Origin of the sequence: Enterobacter cloacae complex sp. ECL411 (assembly GCF_021869665.1) — a bacterium.
GTDB classification, from domain to species: domain Bacteria; phylum Pseudomonadota; class Gammaproteobacteria; order Enterobacterales; family Enterobacteriaceae; genus Enterobacter; species Enterobacter intestinihominis.
This window is the reverse complement of the sequence record NZ_CP091486.1, coordinates 3,422,433-3,442,007: the sequence shown is the minus strand read 5'-3', so window position 1 is coordinate 3,442,007 and position 19,575 is coordinate 3,422,433. Positions and strand designations below refer to the sequence as shown.

Annotated in this window: 22 protein-coding genes; all 22 read left to right on the top strand. The window is 53.5% G+C overall.

The window, feature by feature from the left end; translation table 11 throughout:
• Nucleotides 1–50: 50 nt before the first annotated feature.
• The 22 genes from ndk to L3069_RS16225 all read left to right on the top strand — a co-directional run bounded on the left by ndk (nucleotide 51) and on the right by L3069_RS16225 (nucleotide 19,479).
• Nucleotides 51–482 carry a nucleoside-diphosphate kinase gene (gene ndk / locus L3069_RS16330; RefSeq protein WP_003860625.1) on the top strand — a complete coding sequence of 144 codons (432 nt, stop codon included), beginning with the start codon at nucleotides 51–53 and terminating at the stop codon, nucleotides 480–482.
• Between the two features lie 147 nt (nucleotides 483–629).
• The gene (locus tag L3069_RS16325) at nucleotides 630–1,796 is read left to right on the top strand and encodes a bifunctional tRNA (adenosine(37)-C2)-methyltransferase TrmG/ribosomal RNA large subunit methyltransferase RlmN (RefSeq protein ID WP_003860623.1); all 1,167 of its coding nucleotides are present in this window, start codon (nucleotides 630–632) and stop codon (nucleotides 1,794–1,796) included.
• Between the two features lie 291 nt (nucleotides 1,797–2,087).
• Nucleotides 2,088–3,098: a cytoskeleton protein RodZ gene (gene rodZ, locus L3069_RS16320; RefSeq protein ID WP_023306698.1), complete on the top strand. Its 1,011-nt coding sequence runs from the start codon at nucleotides 2,088–2,090 to the stop codon at nucleotides 3,096–3,098.
• A gap of 26 nt (nucleotides 3,099–3,124) precedes the next feature.
• Nucleotides 3,125–4,243 carry a flavodoxin-dependent (E)-4-hydroxy-3-methylbut-2-enyl-diphosphate synthase gene (gene ispG / locus L3069_RS16315; RefSeq protein ID WP_038416503.1) on the top strand — a complete coding sequence of 373 codons (1,119 nt, stop codon included), beginning with the start codon at nucleotides 3,125–3,127 and terminating at the stop codon, nucleotides 4,241–4,243.
• Between the two features lie 81 nt (nucleotides 4,244–4,324).
• Entirely contained in the window at nucleotides 4,325–5,599 is a 1,275-nt protein-coding gene (gene hisS / locus L3069_RS16310) for a histidine--tRNA ligase (protein ID WP_022649001.1), read from the top strand.
• A gap of 13 nt (nucleotides 5,600–5,612) precedes the next feature.
• On the top strand, nucleotides 5,613–6,233 hold the full coding sequence (locus L3069_RS16305; RefSeq protein WP_032622338.1) for a YfgM family protein: 621 nt from the start codon (nucleotides 5,613–5,615) through the stop codon (nucleotides 6,231–6,233).
• A gap of 10 nt (nucleotides 6,234–6,243) precedes the next feature.
• Nucleotides 6,244–7,422 (top strand): outer membrane protein assembly factor BamB, encoded by a 1,179-nt coding sequence (gene bamB, locus L3069_RS16300; protein ID WP_022648999.1) that lies wholly within the window; start codon nucleotides 6,244–6,246, stop codon nucleotides 7,420–7,422.
• 112 nt (nucleotides 7,423–7,534) lie between these two features.
• Nucleotides 7,535–9,007: a ribosome biogenesis GTPase Der gene (der, locus tag L3069_RS16295; RefSeq protein WP_022648998.1), complete on the top strand. Its 1,473-nt coding sequence runs from the start codon at nucleotides 7,535–7,537 to the stop codon at nucleotides 9,005–9,007.
• A 228-nt stretch (nucleotides 9,008–9,235) separates the two neighbouring features.
• Nucleotides 9,236–10,498 (top strand): site-specific integrase, encoded by a 1,263-nt coding sequence (locus L3069_RS16290; protein ID WP_022651589.1) that lies wholly within the window; start codon nucleotides 9,236–9,238, stop codon nucleotides 10,496–10,498.
• 92 nt (nucleotides 10,499–10,590) lie between these two features.
• On the top strand, nucleotides 10,591–11,415 hold the full coding sequence (locus tag L3069_RS16285; protein ID WP_022651588.1) for a hypothetical protein: 825 nt from the start codon (nucleotides 10,591–10,593) through the stop codon (nucleotides 11,413–11,415).
• Nucleotides 11,416–11,525: 110 nt separating this feature from the next.
• Nucleotides 11,526–11,729, top strand: a complete 204-nt coding sequence (locus tag L3069_RS16280) for an AlpA family transcriptional regulator (protein ID WP_022651587.1) — start codon at nucleotides 11,526–11,528, stop codon at nucleotides 11,727–11,729.
• Nucleotides 11,729–12,163: a hypothetical protein gene (locus tag L3069_RS16275; protein WP_100167755.1), complete on the top strand. Its 435-nt coding sequence runs from the start codon at nucleotides 11,729–11,731 to the stop codon at nucleotides 12,161–12,163. Before L3069_RS16280 ends, L3069_RS16275 begins: the two co-directional genes overlap by 1 nt.
• A 13-nt stretch (nucleotides 12,164–12,176) precedes the next feature.
• Nucleotides 12,177–12,764: a BRO family protein gene (locus L3069_RS16270; protein WP_022651585.1), complete on the top strand. Its 588-nt coding sequence runs from the start codon at nucleotides 12,177–12,179 to the stop codon at nucleotides 12,762–12,764.
• Nucleotides 12,725–13,588 carry a host cell division inhibitor Icd-like protein gene (locus L3069_RS16265; protein WP_232926138.1) on the top strand — a complete coding sequence of 288 codons (864 nt, stop codon included), beginning with the start codon at nucleotides 12,725–12,727 and terminating at the stop codon, nucleotides 13,586–13,588. Before L3069_RS16270 ends, L3069_RS16265 begins: the two co-directional genes overlap by 40 nt.
• The gene (locus L3069_RS16260) at nucleotides 13,585–13,848 is read left to right on the top strand and encodes a hypothetical protein (protein WP_058648769.1); all 264 of its coding nucleotides are present in this window, start codon (nucleotides 13,585–13,587) and stop codon (nucleotides 13,846–13,848) included. The genes L3069_RS16265 and L3069_RS16260 overlap by 4 nt, the downstream gene beginning before the upstream one ends.
• On the top strand, nucleotides 13,845–14,066 hold the full coding sequence (locus L3069_RS16255; protein ID WP_047724781.1) for a hypothetical protein: 222 nt from the start codon (nucleotides 13,845–13,847) through the stop codon (nucleotides 14,064–14,066). The genes L3069_RS16260 and L3069_RS16255 overlap by 4 nt, the downstream gene beginning before the upstream one ends.
• Complete coding sequence (locus L3069_RS16250; RefSeq protein WP_022651581.1) at nucleotides 14,063–14,689, top strand: hypothetical protein; 627 nt, start codon at nucleotides 14,063–14,065, stop codon at nucleotides 14,687–14,689. Before L3069_RS16255 ends, L3069_RS16250 begins: the two co-directional genes overlap by 4 nt.
• A 9-nt stretch (nucleotides 14,690–14,698) precedes the next feature.
• Nucleotides 14,699–15,046: a hypothetical protein gene (locus L3069_RS16245; RefSeq protein ID WP_000628971.1), complete on the top strand. Its 348-nt coding sequence runs from the start codon at nucleotides 14,699–14,701 to the stop codon at nucleotides 15,044–15,046.
• A complete protein-coding gene (locus L3069_RS16240) occupies nucleotides 15,039–17,810 on the top strand; it encodes a TOPRIM and DUF927 domain-containing protein (protein ID WP_100167753.1) in 2,772 nt (923 codons plus the stop codon). Before L3069_RS16245 ends, L3069_RS16240 begins: the two co-directional genes overlap by 8 nt.
• A gap of 374 nt (nucleotides 17,811–18,184) precedes the next feature.
• Entirely contained in the window at nucleotides 18,185–18,619 is a 435-nt protein-coding gene (locus L3069_RS16235) for a single-stranded DNA-binding protein (protein WP_100167752.1), read from the top strand.
• An 11-nt stretch (nucleotides 18,620–18,630) separates the two neighbouring features.
• Nucleotides 18,631–18,906, top strand: a complete 276-nt coding sequence (locus L3069_RS16230; RefSeq protein ID WP_022651578.1) for a PerC family transcriptional regulator — start codon at nucleotides 18,631–18,633, stop codon at nucleotides 18,904–18,906.
• 99 nt (nucleotides 18,907–19,005) lie between these two features.
• On the top strand, nucleotides 19,006–19,479 hold the full coding sequence (locus tag L3069_RS16225) for a hypothetical protein (protein ID WP_100167751.1): 474 nt from the start codon (nucleotides 19,006–19,008) through the stop codon (nucleotides 19,477–19,479).
• Nucleotides 19,480–19,575 lie beyond the last annotated feature (96 nt).

Sequence of the window (19,575 nt, the reverse complement as noted above, 5' to 3'; positions counted from 1 at the left end):
CACCATACTCAGGTATGCAAAAACAACAGAACATTTTACAGAGGTTATCAATGGCTATTGAACGTACTTTTTCCATCATCAAACCAAACGCGGTGGCAAAAAACGTTATTGGCAGCATCTTCGCTCGCTTTGAATCAGCAGGGTTTAAGATCGTTGGCACCAAAATGCTGCACCTGACCGTTGAACAGGCTCGCGGTTTCTACGCTGAGCACGAAGGTCGCCCATTCTTTGACGGTCTGGTCGAGTTCATGACTTCTGGCCCAATCGTGGTATCCGTACTGGAAGGCGAAAACGCGGTACAGCGTCACCGCGATCTGCTGGGTGCAACCAACCCGGACAACGCGCTGGCAGGTACTCTGCGCGCTGACTACGCAGACAGCTTCACCGAGAACGGCACCCACGGTTCCGACTCTGTTGAATCTGCTGCGCGCGAAATCGCGTTCTTCTTTGCAGAAGGCGAAGTGTGCCCGCGCACTCGCTAATAATTTCGTAAATGCCGCGTGCAAACGTGGCATCCCTGCGCCAGACTTTGTACAATGCAACGCCCCGGACGAGCAGACTGCTTACCGGGGCGTTTCTTTTCAACCCACCAAGGGCCACAACGTGTAACAACGAGGCCGGAAAAAATTATGTCTGAATTAGTGAATACCTCCGAAGTCGCCATTCCTGCGGTTCCCAATAAAAATGGAAAAATTAACCTGCTGGACCTGAACCGTCAGCAGATGCGCGAGTTCTTTAAAGAGATGGGCGAGAAGCCGTTTCGTGCCGATCAGGTCATGAAATGGATGTACCACTATTGCAGCGACAACTTTGATGACATGACGGACATCAACAAAGTGCTGCGCAATAAGCTTAAAGAAGTGGCGGAAATCCGCGCACCGGAAGTGGTGGAAGAGCAGCGCTCTTCAGATGGCACTATCAAGTGGGCCATTGCCGTTGGCGATCAGCGTGTTGAAACCGTGTATATCCCGGAAGACGATCGCGCCACGCTGTGCGTCTCTTCTCAGGTGGGCTGTGCGCTGGAGTGCAAATTCTGCTCTACGGCTCAGCAGGGCTTTAACCGTAACCTGCGCGTGTCGGAAATTATCGGCCAGGTCTGGCGTGCCGCGAAAATCGTGGGTGCAGCGAAAGTCACCGGTACACGTCCAATCACCAACGTGGTGATGATGGGGATGGGTGAACCGCTGCTCAACCTGACCAACGTCGTTCCGGCGATGGAAATCATGCTCGACGATTTCGGTTTTGGTCTGTCCAAGCGCCGCGTTACGCTCTCTACTTCCGGCGTTGTGCCTGCGCTGGACAAACTGGGTGACATGATTGACGTTGCGCTGGCCATCTCCCTTCACGCGCCAAACGACGCCATCCGTGACGAAATTGTGCCGATCAACAAAAAGTACAATATCGAAACTTTCCTGGCTGGCGTGCGCCGTTACCTGGAGAAATCCAATGCTAACCAGGGCCGCGTGACCATTGAATACGTGATGCTGGATCATGTTAACGACGGTACCGAGCATGCACATGAGCTGGCTGAACTGCTGAAAGATACGCCATGTAAGATCAACCTGATCCCATGGAACCCGTTCCCGGGCGCGCCGTATGGCCGTAGCTCGAACAGCCGTATCGATCGCTTCTCAAAAGTGCTGATGGAGTATGGTTTCACCACCATCGTACGTAAAACGCGTGGCGACGATATCGACGCAGCCTGTGGTCAGCTGGCGGGTGACGTTATTGACCGTACCAAACGTACGCTGCGTAAGCGTATGCAGGGTGAGTCAATCGCGGTTAAAACCGTTTGATTATTATGCAGACACGGCGCATTTTTTGCGCCGTGAAGCATTAATTTACTGAATAACCAGCCACAATCATCACGACTGATTAATAATTACGGTGCGTTTCATACGACTTTCGGGCAGTATGTAACGACGTAACAACAGTTTAGCGTGAAGGCCTGCCAGCGCTGTCATCTGCGGCCCGACAGTCTTATACTGTTTGTTCCAGGTTAACTGACCTAAAGTTTCGCGGTGCGGGTGGCATTGTGACTCACCGGCACCTGAACCCTTATTTTCACGTACCAGTAGTTGTAGCGAATGAATACTGAAGCCACTCACGATCAAAATGCAGCACTCTCCACTGGCGTTCGTCTTCGCAACGCCCGTGAACAACTCGGACTCAGCCAGCAAGCCGTTGCAGAACGCCTGTGCCTGAAGGTTTCCACCGTTCGCGACATTGAAGAAGATAAGGCGCCCGCCGATCTGGCTTCAACGTTTCTGCGCGGTTATATCCGTTCTTACGCCAAACTGGTTCATATCCCTGAAGACGAATTACTGCCGATGATGGAGAAGCAGGCGCCTGTGCGTGCGGCAAAAGTTGCGCCGATGCAGAGCTTCTCTCTGGGTAAACGTCGTAAAAAACGCGATGGCTGGCTGATGAGCTTTACCTGGCTGGTCCTGTTCGTGGTTGTCGGCCTGACGGGCGCATGGTGGTGGCAAAACCACAAAGCGCAACAGGAAGAGATCACCACCATGGCCGATCAGTCCTCCGCTGAGCTTAATCAGTCTGGTACTAACGGCGCGCAAAGCGTGCCGCTTAGCACCGAAGGGGCTGCGACCTCCAGCGAACCTCAGGCGACAGCAACCAGCACGCCTGCAACCGATCCAGCGGCGACGCCAGAATCGACGGCGAATACCGCACCGGCTACCCAGGCCCAGGATCAGAACGCGGTCGTATCACCTTCTCAGGCCAATGTTGATACCGCCCCTGCGGCAACGGCACCGGCAGATAACACCGCGGCGTCACTGCCAACTGACCCGGCGGGTACGGCGGCACCTGCCGTTGACCCGAATGCGCTGGTGATGAATTTCACGGCTGATTGCTGGCTGGAAGTGACTGACGCGACAGGTAAAAAGCTGTTCAGCGGCCTGCAACGTAAAGATGGCACGTTAAATCTAACGGGCCAGGCACCATACAAGCTTAAAATCGGCGCACCGGCAGCGGTACAGATCCAGTATCAAGGAAAACCTGTCGATCTGAGCCGCTTTATCAGAACTAACCAGGTTGCGCGTCTTACCGTTAATGCCGAACAATCAGCAGCACAGTAACAGACGGGCAATGCGGGAGATTTTACATGCATAACCAGGCTCCTATTCAACGTAGAAAATCGAAACGGATTTACGTTGGGAACGTGCCAATCGGCGATGGGGCGCCTATCGCCGTCCAGTCGATGACCAATACGCGTACTACGGATGTAGAAGCGACGGTTAATCAAATCAAAGCATTAGAACGCGTCGGCGCGGACATTGTTCGCGTCTCAGTGCCGACCATGGACGCCGCTGAGGCGTTCAAACTGATCAAGCAGCAGGTGAGCGTTCCGCTGGTTGCCGATATTCACTTCGATTACCGTATCGCGCTGAAAGTCGCTGAATACGGTGTCGATTGCCTGCGTATTAACCCAGGCAACATCGGTAACGAAGAACGCATTCGCATGGTTGTTGACTGCGCCCGCGACAAAAACATTCCAATCCGTATCGGCGTAAACGCTGGCTCTCTGGAAAAAGATCTCCAGGAAAAGTACGGTGAGCCGACGCCGCAGGCGCTGCTCGAATCCGCCATGCGTCACGTCGATCATCTGGATCGCCTTAACTTCGATCAGTTCAAAGTGAGCGTGAAAGCGTCTGACGTCTTCCTGGCCGTTGAATCGTATCGTCTGCTGGCAAAACAGATCGATCAGCCGCTGCACCTTGGCATCACCGAGGCGGGCGGTCTGCGCAGCGGTTCGGTAAAATCGGCAATTGGTCTCGGCCTGCTGCTCTCTGAAGGCATCGGTGACACGTTACGCGTCTCCCTGGCCGCCGATCCGGTGGAAGAGATCAAAGTCGGTTTCGACATCCTGAAATCACTGCGTATCCGCGCGCGTGGGATCAACTTCATTGCCTGCCCAACCTGTTCACGTCAGGAGTTTGACGTGATCGGCACCGTCAATGCCCTGGAGGAGCGTCTGGAAGACATCATCACCCCGATGGACGTTTCCATCATCGGCTGCGTGGTGAACGGTCCGGGTGAAGCGCTGGTGTCCACGCTGGGCGTTACCGGCGGTAACAAGAAAAGTGGTCTCTATGAAGATGGCGTTCGTAAAGATCGTCTGGATAATAGTGATATGATCGACCAGCTTGAAGCCCGCATTCGCGCAAAAGCGACGATGATGGACGAAGCGCAGCGCATCAGCGTTCAGCAGGTTGAAAAATAACGTGATGGGAAGCAGGCTGCTTCCCATGTATGATTGAACCCATTCTTTGGGTTCTTTTTTGTATATAGAAAGAGAATAAACGTGGCAAAAAACATTCAAGCCATCCGCGGCATGAACGATTATCTGCCTGGCGAAACCGCCATCTGGCAGCGCATTGAAGGCACACTGAAGCAGGTGCTCGGCAGCTACGGTTACAGCGAAATTCGTTTGCCGATTGTAGAGCAGACCCCGTTATTCAAACGCGCGATCGGCGAAGTAACCGACGTGGTTGAAAAAGAGATGTATACCTTTGAGGACCGCAACGGCGACAGCCTGACCCTGCGTCCTGAGGGGACGGCGGGTTGCGTACGCGCCGGCATCGAACATGGTCTCCTGTACAATCAGGAGCAGCGCCTGTGGTATATCGGCCCGATGTTCCGCCACGAACGTCCGCAAAAAGGCCGCTACCGTCAGTTCAACCAGCTTGGCGTGGAAGTGTTTGGTCTGCAAGGTCCAGATATCGATGCCGAACTGATTATGCTGACTGCCCGCTGGTGGCGTGCGCTCGGTATTTCTGAGCACGTTTCCCTGGAGCTGAACTCTATCGGTTCTCTGGAAGCGCGTGCGAACTATCGCGATGCGCTGGTGGCGTTCCTGGAACAACACAAAGAGAAGCTCGACGAAGACTGTAAACGTCGTATGTACAGCAACCCGCTGCGCGTACTCGATTCCAAAAATCCTGACGTACAGGCGCTGCTGAACGATGCGCCAGCGCTGGGTGACTACCTGGATGAGGATTCCCGCGAACACTTTGCTGGCCTGTGCAAGCTGCTTGAAGCGGCGGGCATTGCTTATACCGTTAACCAGCGTCTGGTGCGCGGTCTGGACTACTACAACCGCACCGTATTTGAGTGGGTCACCACCAGCCTCGGTTCGCAGGGCACCGTCTGTGCTGGCGGTCGTTATGACGGACTGGTCGAGCAACTGGGTGGTCGCGCAGCACCGGCTGTAGGCTTCGCGATGGGCCTTGAGCGACTTGTTTTGCTGGTTCAGGCAGTTAATCCGGAATTTAAAGCCGATCCTGTTGTCGATATATACCTGGTGGCCTCAGGTGCGGATACACAGTCTGCGGCGATGCAGCTTGCCGAACGCGTGCGCGATGCGCTGCCGGACGTAAAGCTGATGACCAACCACGGCGGCGGCAACTTTAAAAAACAGTTTGCTCGTGCCGATAAGTGGGGCGCAAGTATTGCACTGGTGCTGGGTGAGTCCGAAGTGGCCAACGGCGAAGTGGTGGTTAAAGACCTGCGCTCTGGTGAGCAAACTACGGTAACGCAGGATGGCGTTGCGGCGCACTTGCGCACTCTATTGGGCTAAGGAGAAGGACTGCGTGGAAATGTACGAGAACGAACACGACCAGGTTGATGCGGTTAAACGCTTCTTTGCTGAAAACGGCAAGGCACTGGTTGTAGGGGTTATTTTAGGTGTTGGTGCGCTGGTTGGCTGGCGTTACTGGAACAATCATCAGGCTGACTCTGCTCGCGGTTCATCCCTGAACTACGAAAACACCGTTAGCGCAATCCGTGCCGATCAGCCGCAAACGCTGACGGCTGCGGAGAAATTTGCCGCTGACAACAAAAACACCTACGGTGCGCTGGCTGCGCTGGAAGTGGCTCAGCAGTATGTTGATAAAAACGAACTGGACAAAGCCGCTGCGCAACTGTCTCAGGGGCTTGCTGCTGCCAGTGACGAAAATCTGAAAGCGGTGATCAATCTGCGCCTGGCACGTATTCAGGTTCAGCAGAAAAAAGCCGACGACGCGCTGAAAACGCTTGATACCATCAAAGGTGATGGCTTTGCCGCTATTGTCGCTGATCTTCGCGGTGAAGCACTGCTGAGTAAGGGTGATAAAGCGGGCGCGCGTAAAGCGTGGCAAGCTGGCGTGGATAGTAAAGCTTCACCTGCGCTGAGCGAAATGATGCAGATGAAAATAAATAATTTGTCCGTCTGAGAGGGACCCAATGCAATTGCGTAAATTACTTCTGCCAGGACTGCTTTCTGTTACGTTATTGAGTGGTTGTTCACTGTTCAGTGGCGAAGAAGACGTTGTCAAAATGTCCCCGCTGCCGACGGTTGAAAACCAGTTCACTCCGTCCACCGCCTGGGACACCTCCGTGGGTGATGGTATTGGCGATTTTTATTCCAACCTGCACCCGGCATTTGCTGACGGCGTGGTCTATGCGGCCGATCGCAAAGGCACCGTTAAAGCGCTGAACGCTGATGACGGAAAAGAAGTGTGGTCCATTAACCTGGCGGAAAAAGACGGCTGGTTCTCCCGTAAACCTGCGCTGCTTTCTGGCGGCCTGACCGTTGCCGGCGGTCACGTGTATGTGGGCAGCGAAAAAGCGCAGGTTTACGCGCTGAATGCCAGCGACGGTTCGGTTGCATGGCAGACCAGCGTTGCCGGTGAATCCTTGTCACGTCCGGTTGTCAGCGACGGCCTGGTGTTGATCCATACCAGCAACGGCCAGTTGCAGGCGCTGAACGAAGCCGATGGTCTGGTAAAATGGACGGTTAACCTGGATATGCCAGCGCTGTCTCTGCGTGGTGAATCTGCTCCGGCGACTGCATTTGGCGCCGCCATTGTGGGTGGTGACAACGGTCGTGTCAGCGCAGTACTGATGCAGCAGGGCCAGATGATCTGGCAGCAGCGTATTTCCCAGGCGACCGGTTCAACTGAAATCGACCGTCTGAGTGACGTGGACACCACGCCGGTCATCGTTGACGGTGTGGTTTACGCGCTGGCGTATAACGGCAACCTGACGGCGCTGGACCTGCGTAGCGGCCAGATCATGTGGAAACGTGAGCTGGGTTCCGTGAACGATTTCATTGTCGACGGCAACCGTATTTATATGGTGGATCAGAACGACCGTCTGCTGGCGCTGAGCACCGAAGGTGGCGTGACGCTGTGGACGCAGAGCGATCTGCTGCACCGTCTGCTGACCGCACCGGCACTGTATAACGGCAGCCTGGTGGTGGGCGACAGCGAAGGCTATATGCACTGGATCGATCCAGAGAATGGCCGCTTCGTGGCGCAGCAGAAAGTGGACGGCTCAGGCTTCCTGACCGACCCGGTTGTGGCTGACGGTAAACTGCTGATTCAGGCAAAAGACGGCACGCTGTACGCGATCACGCGTTAATTACACGGCGGTTGTAGTATACTAAACGGCTCCTGTTCACTCAGGAGCCGTTTTGACATTTTTAAAAACGCTGCGAAAGCGACGTTATTTTGAATTTTATGAGGCTTCAAACATGGTACCTGTGGTCGCGCTTGTCGGGCGCCCTAACGTTGGAAAATCCACTCTTTTTAACCGTTTAACACGCACCCGTGATGCGCTGGTTGCGGATTTCCCGGGGCTGACGCGTGACCGTAAGTACGGTCGTGCAGAGGTGGAAGGACGCGAGTTCATCTGTATCGATACCGGGGGTATTGACGGTACGGAAGACGGCGTAGAGACCCGCATGGCAGAGCAATCTCTGCTGGCTATCGAAGAAGCGGATGTAGTGCTGTTTATGGTGGATGCTCGCGCTGGCTTGATGCCCGCGGATTCTGCTATCGCTAAACATCTGCGTTCACGCGAAAAGCCAACCTTCCTGGTGGCGAACAAAACTGACGGCATTGATGCCGATCAGGCCGTTGCGGATTTCTGGTCTTTAGGCCTTGGCGATATTTATCCAATTGCGGCCTCGCATGGCCGTGGCGTCACCAGCCTGCTGGAAACCGTTCTGCTGCCGTGGGTTGATGAAGTAAACCCGCCGGAAGAGGTGGACGAAGACGCCGAATACTGGGCACAGTTTGAAGCCGGAGAGGAAGGCGAGGAAGAGCCGGAAGATGACTTCAACCCGCAGGATCTGCCGATTAAGCTGGCTATCGTTGGTCGCCCAAACGTAGGTAAGTCTACGCTTACTAACCGTATTCTGGGCGAAGAGCGCGTGGTGGTTTACGACATGCCAGGCACAACGCGTGACAGCATTTACATTCCAATGCAGCGCGATGAACGTGAGTACGTACTTATCGACACTGCAGGGGTGCGTAAGCGCGGGAAAATCACCGATGTAGTGGAAAAATTCTCGGTGATCAAAACCCTTCAGGCGATTGAAGACGCCAATGTGGTGCTGCTGGTTATTGACGCACGTGAAGGTATCTCCGATCAGGATCTCTCTCTGCTCGGCTTTATCCTTAATAGTGGGCGCTCACTGGTTATCGTCGTCAACAAGTGGGATGGCCTGAGCAATGAAGTACGCGAACAGGTGAAAGAGACGCTGGACTTCCGTCTGGGCTTTATCGACTTTGCCCGCGTTCACTTCATCTCTGCCCTGCACGGCAGCGGCGTAGGCAACCTGTTCGAATCCGTTCGTGAAGCCTATGACAGCTCTACCCGCCGCCAGAGCACAGCGATGCTGACCCGTATCATGAACATGGCAGCAGAAGATCACCAGCCGCCGCTGGTGCGTGGCCGTCGCGTGAAGCTGAAATATGCCCACGCCGGGGGGTATAACCCGCCTATCGTGGTGATCCACGGTAACCAGGTGAAAGACCTGCCGGACTCCTACAAACGCTACCTGATGAACTACTTCCGTAAGTCGCTAGACGTGATGGGTACGCCTATCCGTATTCAGTTCAAGGAAGGGGAAAACCCGTTTGCGAATAAACGTAATACCCTGACGCCGAACCAGATGCGTAAGCGTAAGCGTTTGATTAAGCACATTAAGAAAAGCAAATAAGCTATTAGGACGATTTACCAACAAGCACGAAAATCATAAAGCCCGCATATGCCGGGCTTTTTTGTTATCAGGGACTACCATAAAGACGCGACAAAGCGCATGATTGGCGTGTACACAGAGGTGTACCCACAATGCAAAGTTGTGCTTCTGGGTATACCTCTAAAAGATTTGGGTACATCTCAATGTGTACCCAACTTGATAACAGATAGGTTTTTCAGGTATTCGCACATGCCAAAACTTACAGACATGCAGATCCGCGCATGGATTAAGAGCGGGGAAAGATTCGAGGGGCGAGCGGATGGCGACGGCCTCTATCTGAGGTTCCGTAAAGAGGATAAAACTCCTTTTTGGCGTTATCGGTATAAGCTGGCGGGGAAGTCCCGCACGATGATGATCGGCTCTTACTCCGATTTCTCACTTGCCAAAGCCAGAGAGGTAGCTAAAGAACTATCCGCACGGGTAGCCCTTGGATATGACGTAGCCGCAGAAAAGCAGGAACGTAAAGCCGAGGCAATAGCGAAGATTGAGGCTGAGAAGAACGCTATTCACGTTTCAGAGCTTGCCGCTGAGTATTATTCCCGCCAGATAGAAACCACCTATAAACACCCGGAGCTTTTCCGCAGTAGTCTGCAAAAGAATATCGTAGCGCTCATTGGACGGATGAAAGTTGAGGACGTTCGACCACGCCATGTTGATGCCGTCCTGCAGGATGTCTTAGAGCGTGGCTCCCCCACAGTGGCTAATGATGTTCTTCGAATGCTCAAACGGCTGTTTGATTATGCAGTGGTACGCGGGATGATTGAGGTTAACCCGGCTATATCCTTTGGTTCGAAAGATGCCGGAGGGAAGGAGCAGGGGCGCAAACGAGCATTGAGCCGTGATGAACTAATCATGTTCTTTAAAGCGTTGCGCCGTGGCAGGGGTATAAGCCGGGAGAATGAACTCACATTCAAAATCATTCTGGCGCTGGGTGTTCGAAAGATGGAACTATGCGCTGCTGAATGGTCTGAATTTGACCTTGATAATCAGGTTTGGCATCTGCCTGGCTCTCGGGCTAAGAACGGCGATGATATCGATATTCCGCTGCCAGTGCCGGTGATCGAATGGATAAAAGAGATTCGACTTTTCGCCGGAGATAGCCGTTGGTTAATCCCAGCCAGACGAGCCAGAACAACGGCGCACGTTAGCCGGTCCACGCTTAATATGGTTATGCCGTCCGTGCTGAAAGAAATGGCAGATGTTGAGCCGTTCAGTATTCACGACCTACGGCGCACCATGCGTACCCAGATGGCGGCGATTGGTATTGACCCGCTAATAGCCGAACGTTGCTTGAACCACAAAATACCCGGCATAGAGGGAATATATAACCGTCACCAGTATTTTGATGAGCGTAAAGCAGCGCTCGCGCAATGGGCTGATCTGCTGGTGGCGCTGGAAAGTGGTGAAGATTACAACGTGACGCCAATCAGGAAGACGCATAAGCTATCGTAAGAATAGATTGAGCCTAGCCCGACGGGGCGAAAAGTGGGAGGCCTTACCGCTTGGCTCAATTCTTTTTAAGGCAGTGCGTAAAAGGTGACGCAATGGCAACAGATAAAAGCAAAGCCAATGGTTTAAAGGAAAGTGTATGGGAAAAAAATGATATCCCGCCGCTTGAATACTGCTCCCTAAACCGGGCGACCAGATTGTTGGGCTGTGAAATAGATGATCTGTGGCATTGGCAAAATATAGGAGCGATAAGGTTTGCCATAGACATTGGAACTGATGTGCCAATGAATGGAGCAATATTCCCGCCAGAAAGCGATGAAAACACAATCAAGCTAGAGAGCGTGATCGATATGGTAAAGCTGATTAGTGATGCTGTCGTTTATCATGGTTTATACAAGAAGGGTTTCGAATTTACACTTACTGGCGATCCAGCAATTTCAAATGGTCAGATTAACTTTGAAGGTCTTTGTGGCGGTGTCTTTAACTTTGAACTCACTATAGACAGGAATAATCCTGAGCGTTGGGGTTCCAAAAACTTTGTGAGGATAGAAGAAAATGAGTATGCCGATCTCTTCATCAGGGTTGGAGAGTTGAGTGATTTAGACGGTCAAGAAGATAAATTGTTCATTACCCGTGCATACATCGAGGAGATTCATAATGCCAAAGAAAATGGATTCTATTTGAGTTCAAAAGGCTATGTCGGACGTAGATCGTTGCCAACGGTACGCATTACTTCTTACCAGTCAGAGATGATTGCCTCTTTGTTGAGGATTGTCGGATTCTCTGATGATGAAATACATAACCTGCCAGCAGAGCAAATCAACACCAAATTGGGGCAAATGGCTGCCGTGAAAGGGGTTCGTATAGCCCAGCCAGATAAAAATACCTGGGCCAAGTGGAGAGAAAGATTTACCCGGTGATTGAGCAAAAATCCCTAAGATTTTTCAATATATCCATAAATAAACACTCGAATTTCTTTTTAATTAACCCGTAACGACGCACAAACCCTTAATAAGGAGTTACGGGACGCATGATTACAGATACCATTCCCAAAAAAGGATATATCCGTCGCTTTCGCCTGGCTGAATTGCTGGGCGTTAGCGTTTCCACTATTGACCGCAAGGTGCGCAACGGCTCACTTCCTCGCCCGGTTAAGCTGGGTGAGAAAATAACCGCATTTGACGCGGTAGAGATTAATAACTGGCTGGCAGAACGACGCGGGAAGGTGGCGTAATGGAAAAGAAAAACCGCCCAGTACAGCAGGCGGCTAACTCAGATATTCGCACGTCTGATATTACGCCGACCACCAGCCCGGTACAAGGACCTAAGCGTACCCCAAAGAAACACCGCGCCCGCGTCTATATGCTGCGCACTGGCGTAGAGGGATGGACAGAAAATGACATCCTGCGCTACTGCCGTCTTTCATCCGGGCGCAATTATGCGTCTGAACTGGAGCGCCAGCTTGATATTCAGCTTGAGCGTATCGACGAAAAGAATCCCGACGGGATCGGGTCACATTTACGCTATCGCTTTACCGGGCGCGGTGACGTTCTAAAAGTTATTCGGCTTGTGAACCATAACGCCGACGCTGGCGGCTATCAGGGACTTTCTCAGCCTGAAATTGCCGACATTCTCAATCTATACCCGGACAATCTCACCGCCGCATAACGGAGCCGAAAATATGACTATCGAAAAAAGCCGATTCAATTCGGAGGCCGCCCCACAATCCTGCGTTACCCAGAAAATTATTCCTCAAGCGGTCGAGGGCGATATTTCTGTTATCCGGTTTGGTGGCATCAAAGTTCGCATCGTCAATATGGGCGGTGATCCGTGGTTTATTGCCAAGGATGTTTGTGCGGCACTGGAAATTGTGGATCACAAAGTGCCTATGCGCCGACTGAACGACAACGAAAAGGAGGGGTATTCAATACCCACCCTTGGTGGCATTCAGACAATGACAATTGTCTCTGAGTCTGGTTTCTACAAACTGATCGCCCGCAGCCGTAAAGCGTCAATCCCCGGAACGGCTGCCAACCGATTCAGCGAGTGGGTATTTGGTGAGGTTATCCCGTCTATTCGTAAAACAGGCTCCTATGGTGTGCCGTTCGCCTTCCTGAACGACCACAGCAAACGCAAAGCAGCTTACGACAAGAAGGCCAGCAAGCGCGGTAAAGACCTGCAAGCCTGCAAAGGTGAGAAGTCCCGCCTTATCGCCGAAGAAGTTGAATTATGGCGCAAATATCAACCTCAATTGCCGGAGGTTCACTAATGCCCACCGTCCAGAATAAAGCCTTTCCCTTGGCTGGCCTGATGTATGCAAATGTTAACGTCTGGAGCAAAGCAGCCCGCCGCCAGATTGCGACAAATAGCGACGTTTGGAACCTGTCAAAACCTGACATTTGCCACCACCAGATCTTTACAAATCTTGGTGTTTTCGGGACAAGTACGCACGCGCATGAATGCGAAGCTGGCATAACAGTGCCAGCTAATGCCAGCTCCTCATTTTCTCGTCGTGGTGACGAGGAGAGTTTCGAGACCAGTACGCGCACGCGCGAAGGTGAGTTTCTGGAGTCCATAAAAAAGGGCTTGCCGACTATCGCCAACCCGGTTTATGGTTATAGCGCACCAGCAAAATCTGGTGCCGGGATTGGCGTCCTGATAATGTTACAGGCGACACATGACGCGCCGAGCGTCTTTTTTTGTGTCCTCGCATCTGCACCCCTCTTTCCCAGCGATATGGCTATAGCCCATATTGCTCAAAAAGTAATGGTGGGCTGGATGGGGGCGGAGCGATCCGCGCCGGTTTCCTGTAACGCCGGTTACGCCAACCCTGTTCAGCTCACCACCAGTGAAATTGGCGTTTCCGGTGGTGGGAATAAATCCCAGTTACAGGAGGCTGCCATAATGGCTACTACCCCTACCCAAAATCCGCAATTTATCTGGTTAATCGCTGCCGTTCGCCGCGACATGCCGACAATTACCGCCAAAATCCATCACATTGCTGCTGAAACTGAGCGCGAAGCTCGCCGCACGCTGGCGCGGGATCACGTCTGTTTCTTTGCAGGCCGTATCCGTCTGGAGGTGGCCGCATGAACATTAACGCTTTATACCGCCATCCGTCCGAGCTTGAAGCCGAAGCGATGTTATCCCGCGAGCAGGCTTACCCGGATGATTTTACGCTGGCAGACCGTACAGCAGAACGGATGACCCGCGCCCGCGATGGGTTGGCTCACGTAATGACCGAATTAGCCCCGCACATGGACGCAGAGCAAACAGCAGCCGTCCAGTGCTGGCTGATGAAGGTTTTGGCTATTGTCGATGCCACCCTGATTGATGCGGAGGCCAGCGCATGAGCCAGTTACAACTGATTGATGCTGCCTGCCAGATTGAACAGGCACAGGCTGTTTTATCCATGTGGCTGGAGAGCACCTCCAATAAAACAGATCCCGATTTACCGCGCCTGATTGGTTCCATTCTGACGCTGTTACACGGTGTACCAGAAGCAATGAGCGAGGCTGAAAGCAAGCTGGCTGACCATGTAATGCGTGAATATCGGGAGGGCAAAGCATGAGCAACGTACTGACCATTAAACCGGGAAATCCCGACCTGTTCCACGCAGAAGCCACACCGCACGGCGTAAACATCATGACCCGCAATGATGCCGGGATGTATGAGCATGTTTGCCTTGTCCCCTATTCAGACGCGGTAACTCATCTCGATAGCGGCAGGTATGACGACATCCCTGATGAAGGATTTACCCTGCATCTGGCAGTGGCTGACGGCGGGGAGCGTGGCTGGTTCGCCTTTACAGCGCAGCACGAAGTAACAATGTGGCGCTGGCTGATTGCTGCGACGTTCATTTCTGAGATGAAGCGTAATAACGGCACAACCACCGTTACAGAGTCTGACGGCACATCGTCGCAGGTGGCGATTTACTCCAATGGCACAGCGGGCATTGTGATTTACCCGTTTGCTGAACGGCTGGCGATGGCGAACAACATCGAGGGCGCAATGATTGAGCGCTACGGCGTTGAGCAGGGAACAGAGAACGCCATTGTGTTCTACCGCGCCATGCTGGATGCGGAACGCGGAGAGCTGACCCCATTCGGGCGTGAAACGCTGGCAGAGCTACACGATCACTTCATTGCCGATCTGGATGAAAACGGCTGGCCTGAAATGCCAGCGGCGCACTGAGGGGGCGACATGATTACCAAAAACTTCCGACTGAATGCGCTGGCAAATCAGTACGCAGCGGCGCTGTATAGCCACGTCACCGCCACCAGCGGCGACGAGTATTTCGTGATTGATGCGGCCGGCGAGTCCGTCCGTGTGAACATTCTGGGCGGCACAAAGGGAATGCGCGACCTTGTGGACGGCTACGCGCTGAAAGCAATCAAAGAGCATTACCCGGCGGCTCAGTGGGAAAGTATCGGGATAGCGTACCTGTCACGATGCGTTAATGCTGGCGGGCTGACTGATGCGGGATTAGAGGCGTGGGGCAATATGACCGCCGACATGGGCGCGACCGTGGCAGGAGGCAACCATGCGTAATATCGACCTTATCCGCGAAGTGACCGCCGCCGCTGCTGGTAACTGGCCTTATGTGCTGGCTGGCATGTCTATCGACGTGCCTGATTCATCACGCCGTCATACCCCCTGCCCCGCGTGCGGCGGTACGGATCGCTTCCGGTTTGATGATAACGGGCGCGGCAGCTTTATCTGCAACCAGTGCGGCGCTGGCGACGGTTTAGACCTGATTAAGAAGGTGAACAACTGCGACACCACAGAGGCGGCACAGCTTGCCGCTGATGTGCTGGGTATTGATTACCGGGCAGCGCAAACCGACCCGGCGGCAGCGAGCCAGAGAAGGGAGCAACTGGAGGCTGACCGCCAGCAGCGTGAGCAGGAGCGCCAGAAACAGGCAGCAGAGGACGCAGAGCAGCGAAGGGCTACGTTTGCCCGTCTGTATGCCGGAATGCGCCAGAGCGTCACACGGGGCGAATCTGAGTACCTGCAATCAAAAGGGCTGACCGGGTTTAACTATCCGGTTATGCCGGATGGTTCGTTATTGCTGGAGCTGGTGGACGAATCCGGCGCAGTGGCAGCAGCGCAGACCATTACACCGCAGGGAGAGAAGCGACTTCTGACAGGTTCAGCGAAGCGCGGGGCATATCACGCCGTAAACGCACCAGAACAGCCGCAGAGCGTATTAATTGCCGAGGGGCTGGCTACCGCTCTGTCTGTTCACCTGATGCGCCCGGAGGCGCTCACAGTGGCGGCAATTGACGCCGGGAACCTGATCCACGTTGCCGGAGTAATGCGCCGGAAACACCCGCAGTCGCAAATTATTATCGCCGCAGATAACGACCACCCTACAGCAGCCTCCGAAACCGGAGCCACCAACATCGGGAAGGAGGCCGCAGAGAAAGCGGCTTTATCCGTGGCTGGCTGGGTATCGCTGCCACCGACTGACAGCAAAGCTGACTGGAACGACTACCACCAGAAACACGGGCTGGAAGTCGCTACGGCTGCGTTTAACGATTCGATGTACCAGCCGCAGGGGGAATGCGTGAAACCACAACTACAGGCCATTGAGGGCGGTAAAACTGACCAGCCAGAGAAAGACCCTCTAAAACCGCGCATTGAGAGCCGCAAAGATGGCGTTTACTGGATCACGCCTAAAGTGGACAAGGAAAGCGGCGAGATTATCAACAATGAAAGCTGGCTGGCCTCACCGATGGACGTTATTGGCACCGGGCGGGACGATAAGGATCAGTATCTGATATTGCGCTGGCTGGCCTTTGGCGCAGGCATACCGACAACAGCGGCTATCCCCCTGGCTGATATCGGGGAGCGCGAAGGCTGGCGCACCCTGAAAGCGGGCGGGGTTAATGTCACCACGAAAAGCAGCTTACGGGCGATTCTGGCCGACTGGCTACAGCGTAGCGGCTCCCGTGAATTGTGGCGTGTTGCTCACGCTACTGGCTGGCAGTGCGGGGCATACATCATGCCGGATGGGGAGATAATCGGCGCACCTGCGCAACCCGTTTTATTCAGTGGCCGCAGTTCTGCCGCTGCCGGGTACACCGTGGCGGGAACCTCAGAGAGCTGGCGTAACAGTGTTGCGCGGCTGGCATACGGTAACTACGCGATGATGACAGGCATTGCCGCCGCACTGGCAGCCCCGTTAATCGGGCTGGCGGGTGCTGATGGTTTCGGGATTCACTTCTATGAACAGTCGAGCGCGGGTAAGACCACCACAGCGAACGTCGCCAGCAGTCTGTACGGCAACCCGGACTTATTGCGCCTGACGTGGTACGGCACGGCGCTGGGGCTGGCAAACGAAGCCGCAGCACACAATGACGGGCTGATGCCACTGGATGAAGTCGGACAAGGGGCAGACCCGGTAAGCGTGTCTCAGTCTGCTTACGCGCTGTTTAACGGCGTGGGGAAATTGCAGGGGGCGAAGGAAGGCGGCAACCGGGATTTAAAGCGCTGGCGCACCGTGGCGATCAGTACCGGGGAAATGGACTTAGAAACCTTCATAGCCACCGCCGGACGCAAGACCAAAGCCGGGCAACTGGTGCGCCTGCTGAATATCCCGCTGAGTAAGGCGGTGCGCTTCCACGACCACCAGAACGGCAAACAGCACGCCGACGCGCTGAAAGACGCTTACCAGCACCATCACGGCGCTGCCGGGCGGGAGTGGATCGGGTGGCTGGCAGACCACCAGCAGCAGGCCATTGATACCGTGCGTGAGTGTGAAGCCCGCTGGCGCAGTCTTATTCCTGCAGACTATGGCGAGCAGGTTCACCGCGTGGCCGCACGCTTTGCCATTCTGGAGGCTGCTTTGCTGCTGGGCGAGGTAGTAACCGGGTGGGATGCTCAGACGTGCCGTGATGCGATACAGCACAGTTACAACGCTTGGCTGCGTGAGTTCGGCACGGGGAACAAAGAGCACCAGCAGATTATTGAGCAGACGGAGGCGTTTTTGAATGCGCATGGCCTGAGTCGCTACGCACCGTTGGGTTATGACCCCCGTGATTTACCCATCCGTGATTTAGCCGGATACAGGAAGAAGGGGAACCACGAAAGCGACCCGATAATTTTCTACACCTTCCCGGCGACCTTCGAGCAGGAGATAGCCAGGGGATTCAATGCCAAACAGTTTGCTGAGGTACTTAAACGTGTCGGGATGCTCACCCCGCCGACCAGCGGCAGAGGTTATCAGGGGCGTGTGCGAGAGGATGGCAGGCAAATCCGCGTTTATGTGCTCAACTTTATGGCAGAGGAAAGCGGCCAGCCAGAGGAGTAATCTTTTTTCACATGCGTAGTTTTAGTGTTGTCTCGGTTGTCTTTGTTGTCTCAATTTGTAAATTGAATTGATTTATAAGGTTTTTATTTCATTTCCTGAGACAACAGCGAGACAACATTTAGCTGTTTTGAGACAACATAGGGAAAGTGTGATTTTTTGCCTGGCTGGCAGTGAGACAACATTTACCCTGCGTGAGACAACACAAAACCATCAATGTTGTCTCGGCCAAATCCAGACGTGGCGCGGCCTGTAGCGCCGTGAGACAACAAAGACAACTGAGACAACACTATTTCTGCTTACTATGAAAAAAAATCGGCAGGTGTCCCACGTTAAGAAATCGTCATTAGCAAAACTAATAATCCAGTGAGGTAATAATGACAGCACAAATTTCAGCATACGGGCGGCTGGTGGCAGATCCCCAGACCCGCACCACAACGAATGGTAACAACATGGCTATGGCACGGCTGGCGGTGTCACTCCCCTGTAATGCGGCAGAGGCGGGAGAGTCAACCTTCTGGCTGGGCGTTATTGCTTTTGGAAAGCAGGCCGATGCGCTGGCAAAGCACCGGAAAGGCGACCTTGTGAGCGTGGCGGGCAATATGCAGGTGAACCAGTGGACAGGGCAGGACGGTGGCACACAGACCGGATATCAGGTGATTGCCGACAGTGTGATCAGCGCAAGAACGGTGCGCCCCGGCGGGAAGGCAGGACAGCAGGGGCAGGCAACGGACGCACTGAGACGTGCGCAGCAGCCATCCCGTGATGAATACGACCAGCGCCCACCATTCGACGATGAAGCACCATTCTGAGGGAGATAAGCATGGTAAACGACAGTAAAGCCGAGGCTCTGGAAGCAAAGGGGCTGTATCGCAGGGCAGCGACACGCTGGCAGGAAGTCATGATGTTTTGTGCTGAGGACGATGATCGGGAATGGGTAAAGCAGCGCCGTGATACGTGTCTGACGAATGCGAAGCGCCCGCCAGTGAAAACCGATGATTATGGCGATCTGCATAAAGCAGTCACTGAGACACAACACCGCATGGGAATTGCCAGACCGAACGGCGAAGCATTCAGGCTGAAGGGCAAGGCTGTTTAGGCAATGGTAATGGAACGGGAGGCCAGTAAGTACGGGCTGTTTCCCGTTTAGCAAAACGCTGATAGGCTTTATTCACATTTACTTTTAGGGGATAAAGACATGAAGGTTGTCTGGGCTATATGCGCCATCGCTCTGACGCTTACCGGCTGCGGTGAGAAGACTGACGAACAATTAATAGGGAGTGCGCAAGAAGCTGTAAGTAAAGAGCTGGCGAGTAACTATAAGCCAGGCGAATGTGATAACTGGAAAGTTATGGCCTCCGGCGGAGTGACCTCGAACAGTGCGGCGGTAGCTGTCTGCGATAATGATTTCAATGTCAGCAAGGGCCTTACATTTTCCGACCTTAAGATTTATCGCCATGATAAACGTGCTGCCATCTGTGGCGTTGTATCTGGACATACAGACGTAAGCCGTATAGGTGCGCGATTTATTTATACTGTCGGCGATAAGAAAATTGTCACCATAAAACAATCAAAATATCCGCTGCTAAGCCGATATAAAGATCCGGCAAATATTGATCTTATGAAGCTACAAAGAGATCAATATGATTTGAGGGCAAAAAATTGCCAGTAACGAAGAACCCCGCTCAGTCGGGGTTTTTTATGGTTAACGCATCAATAAAATCGATCGTGAGCATTAAATAATCATTTCAATATTCGCAATTAAGTT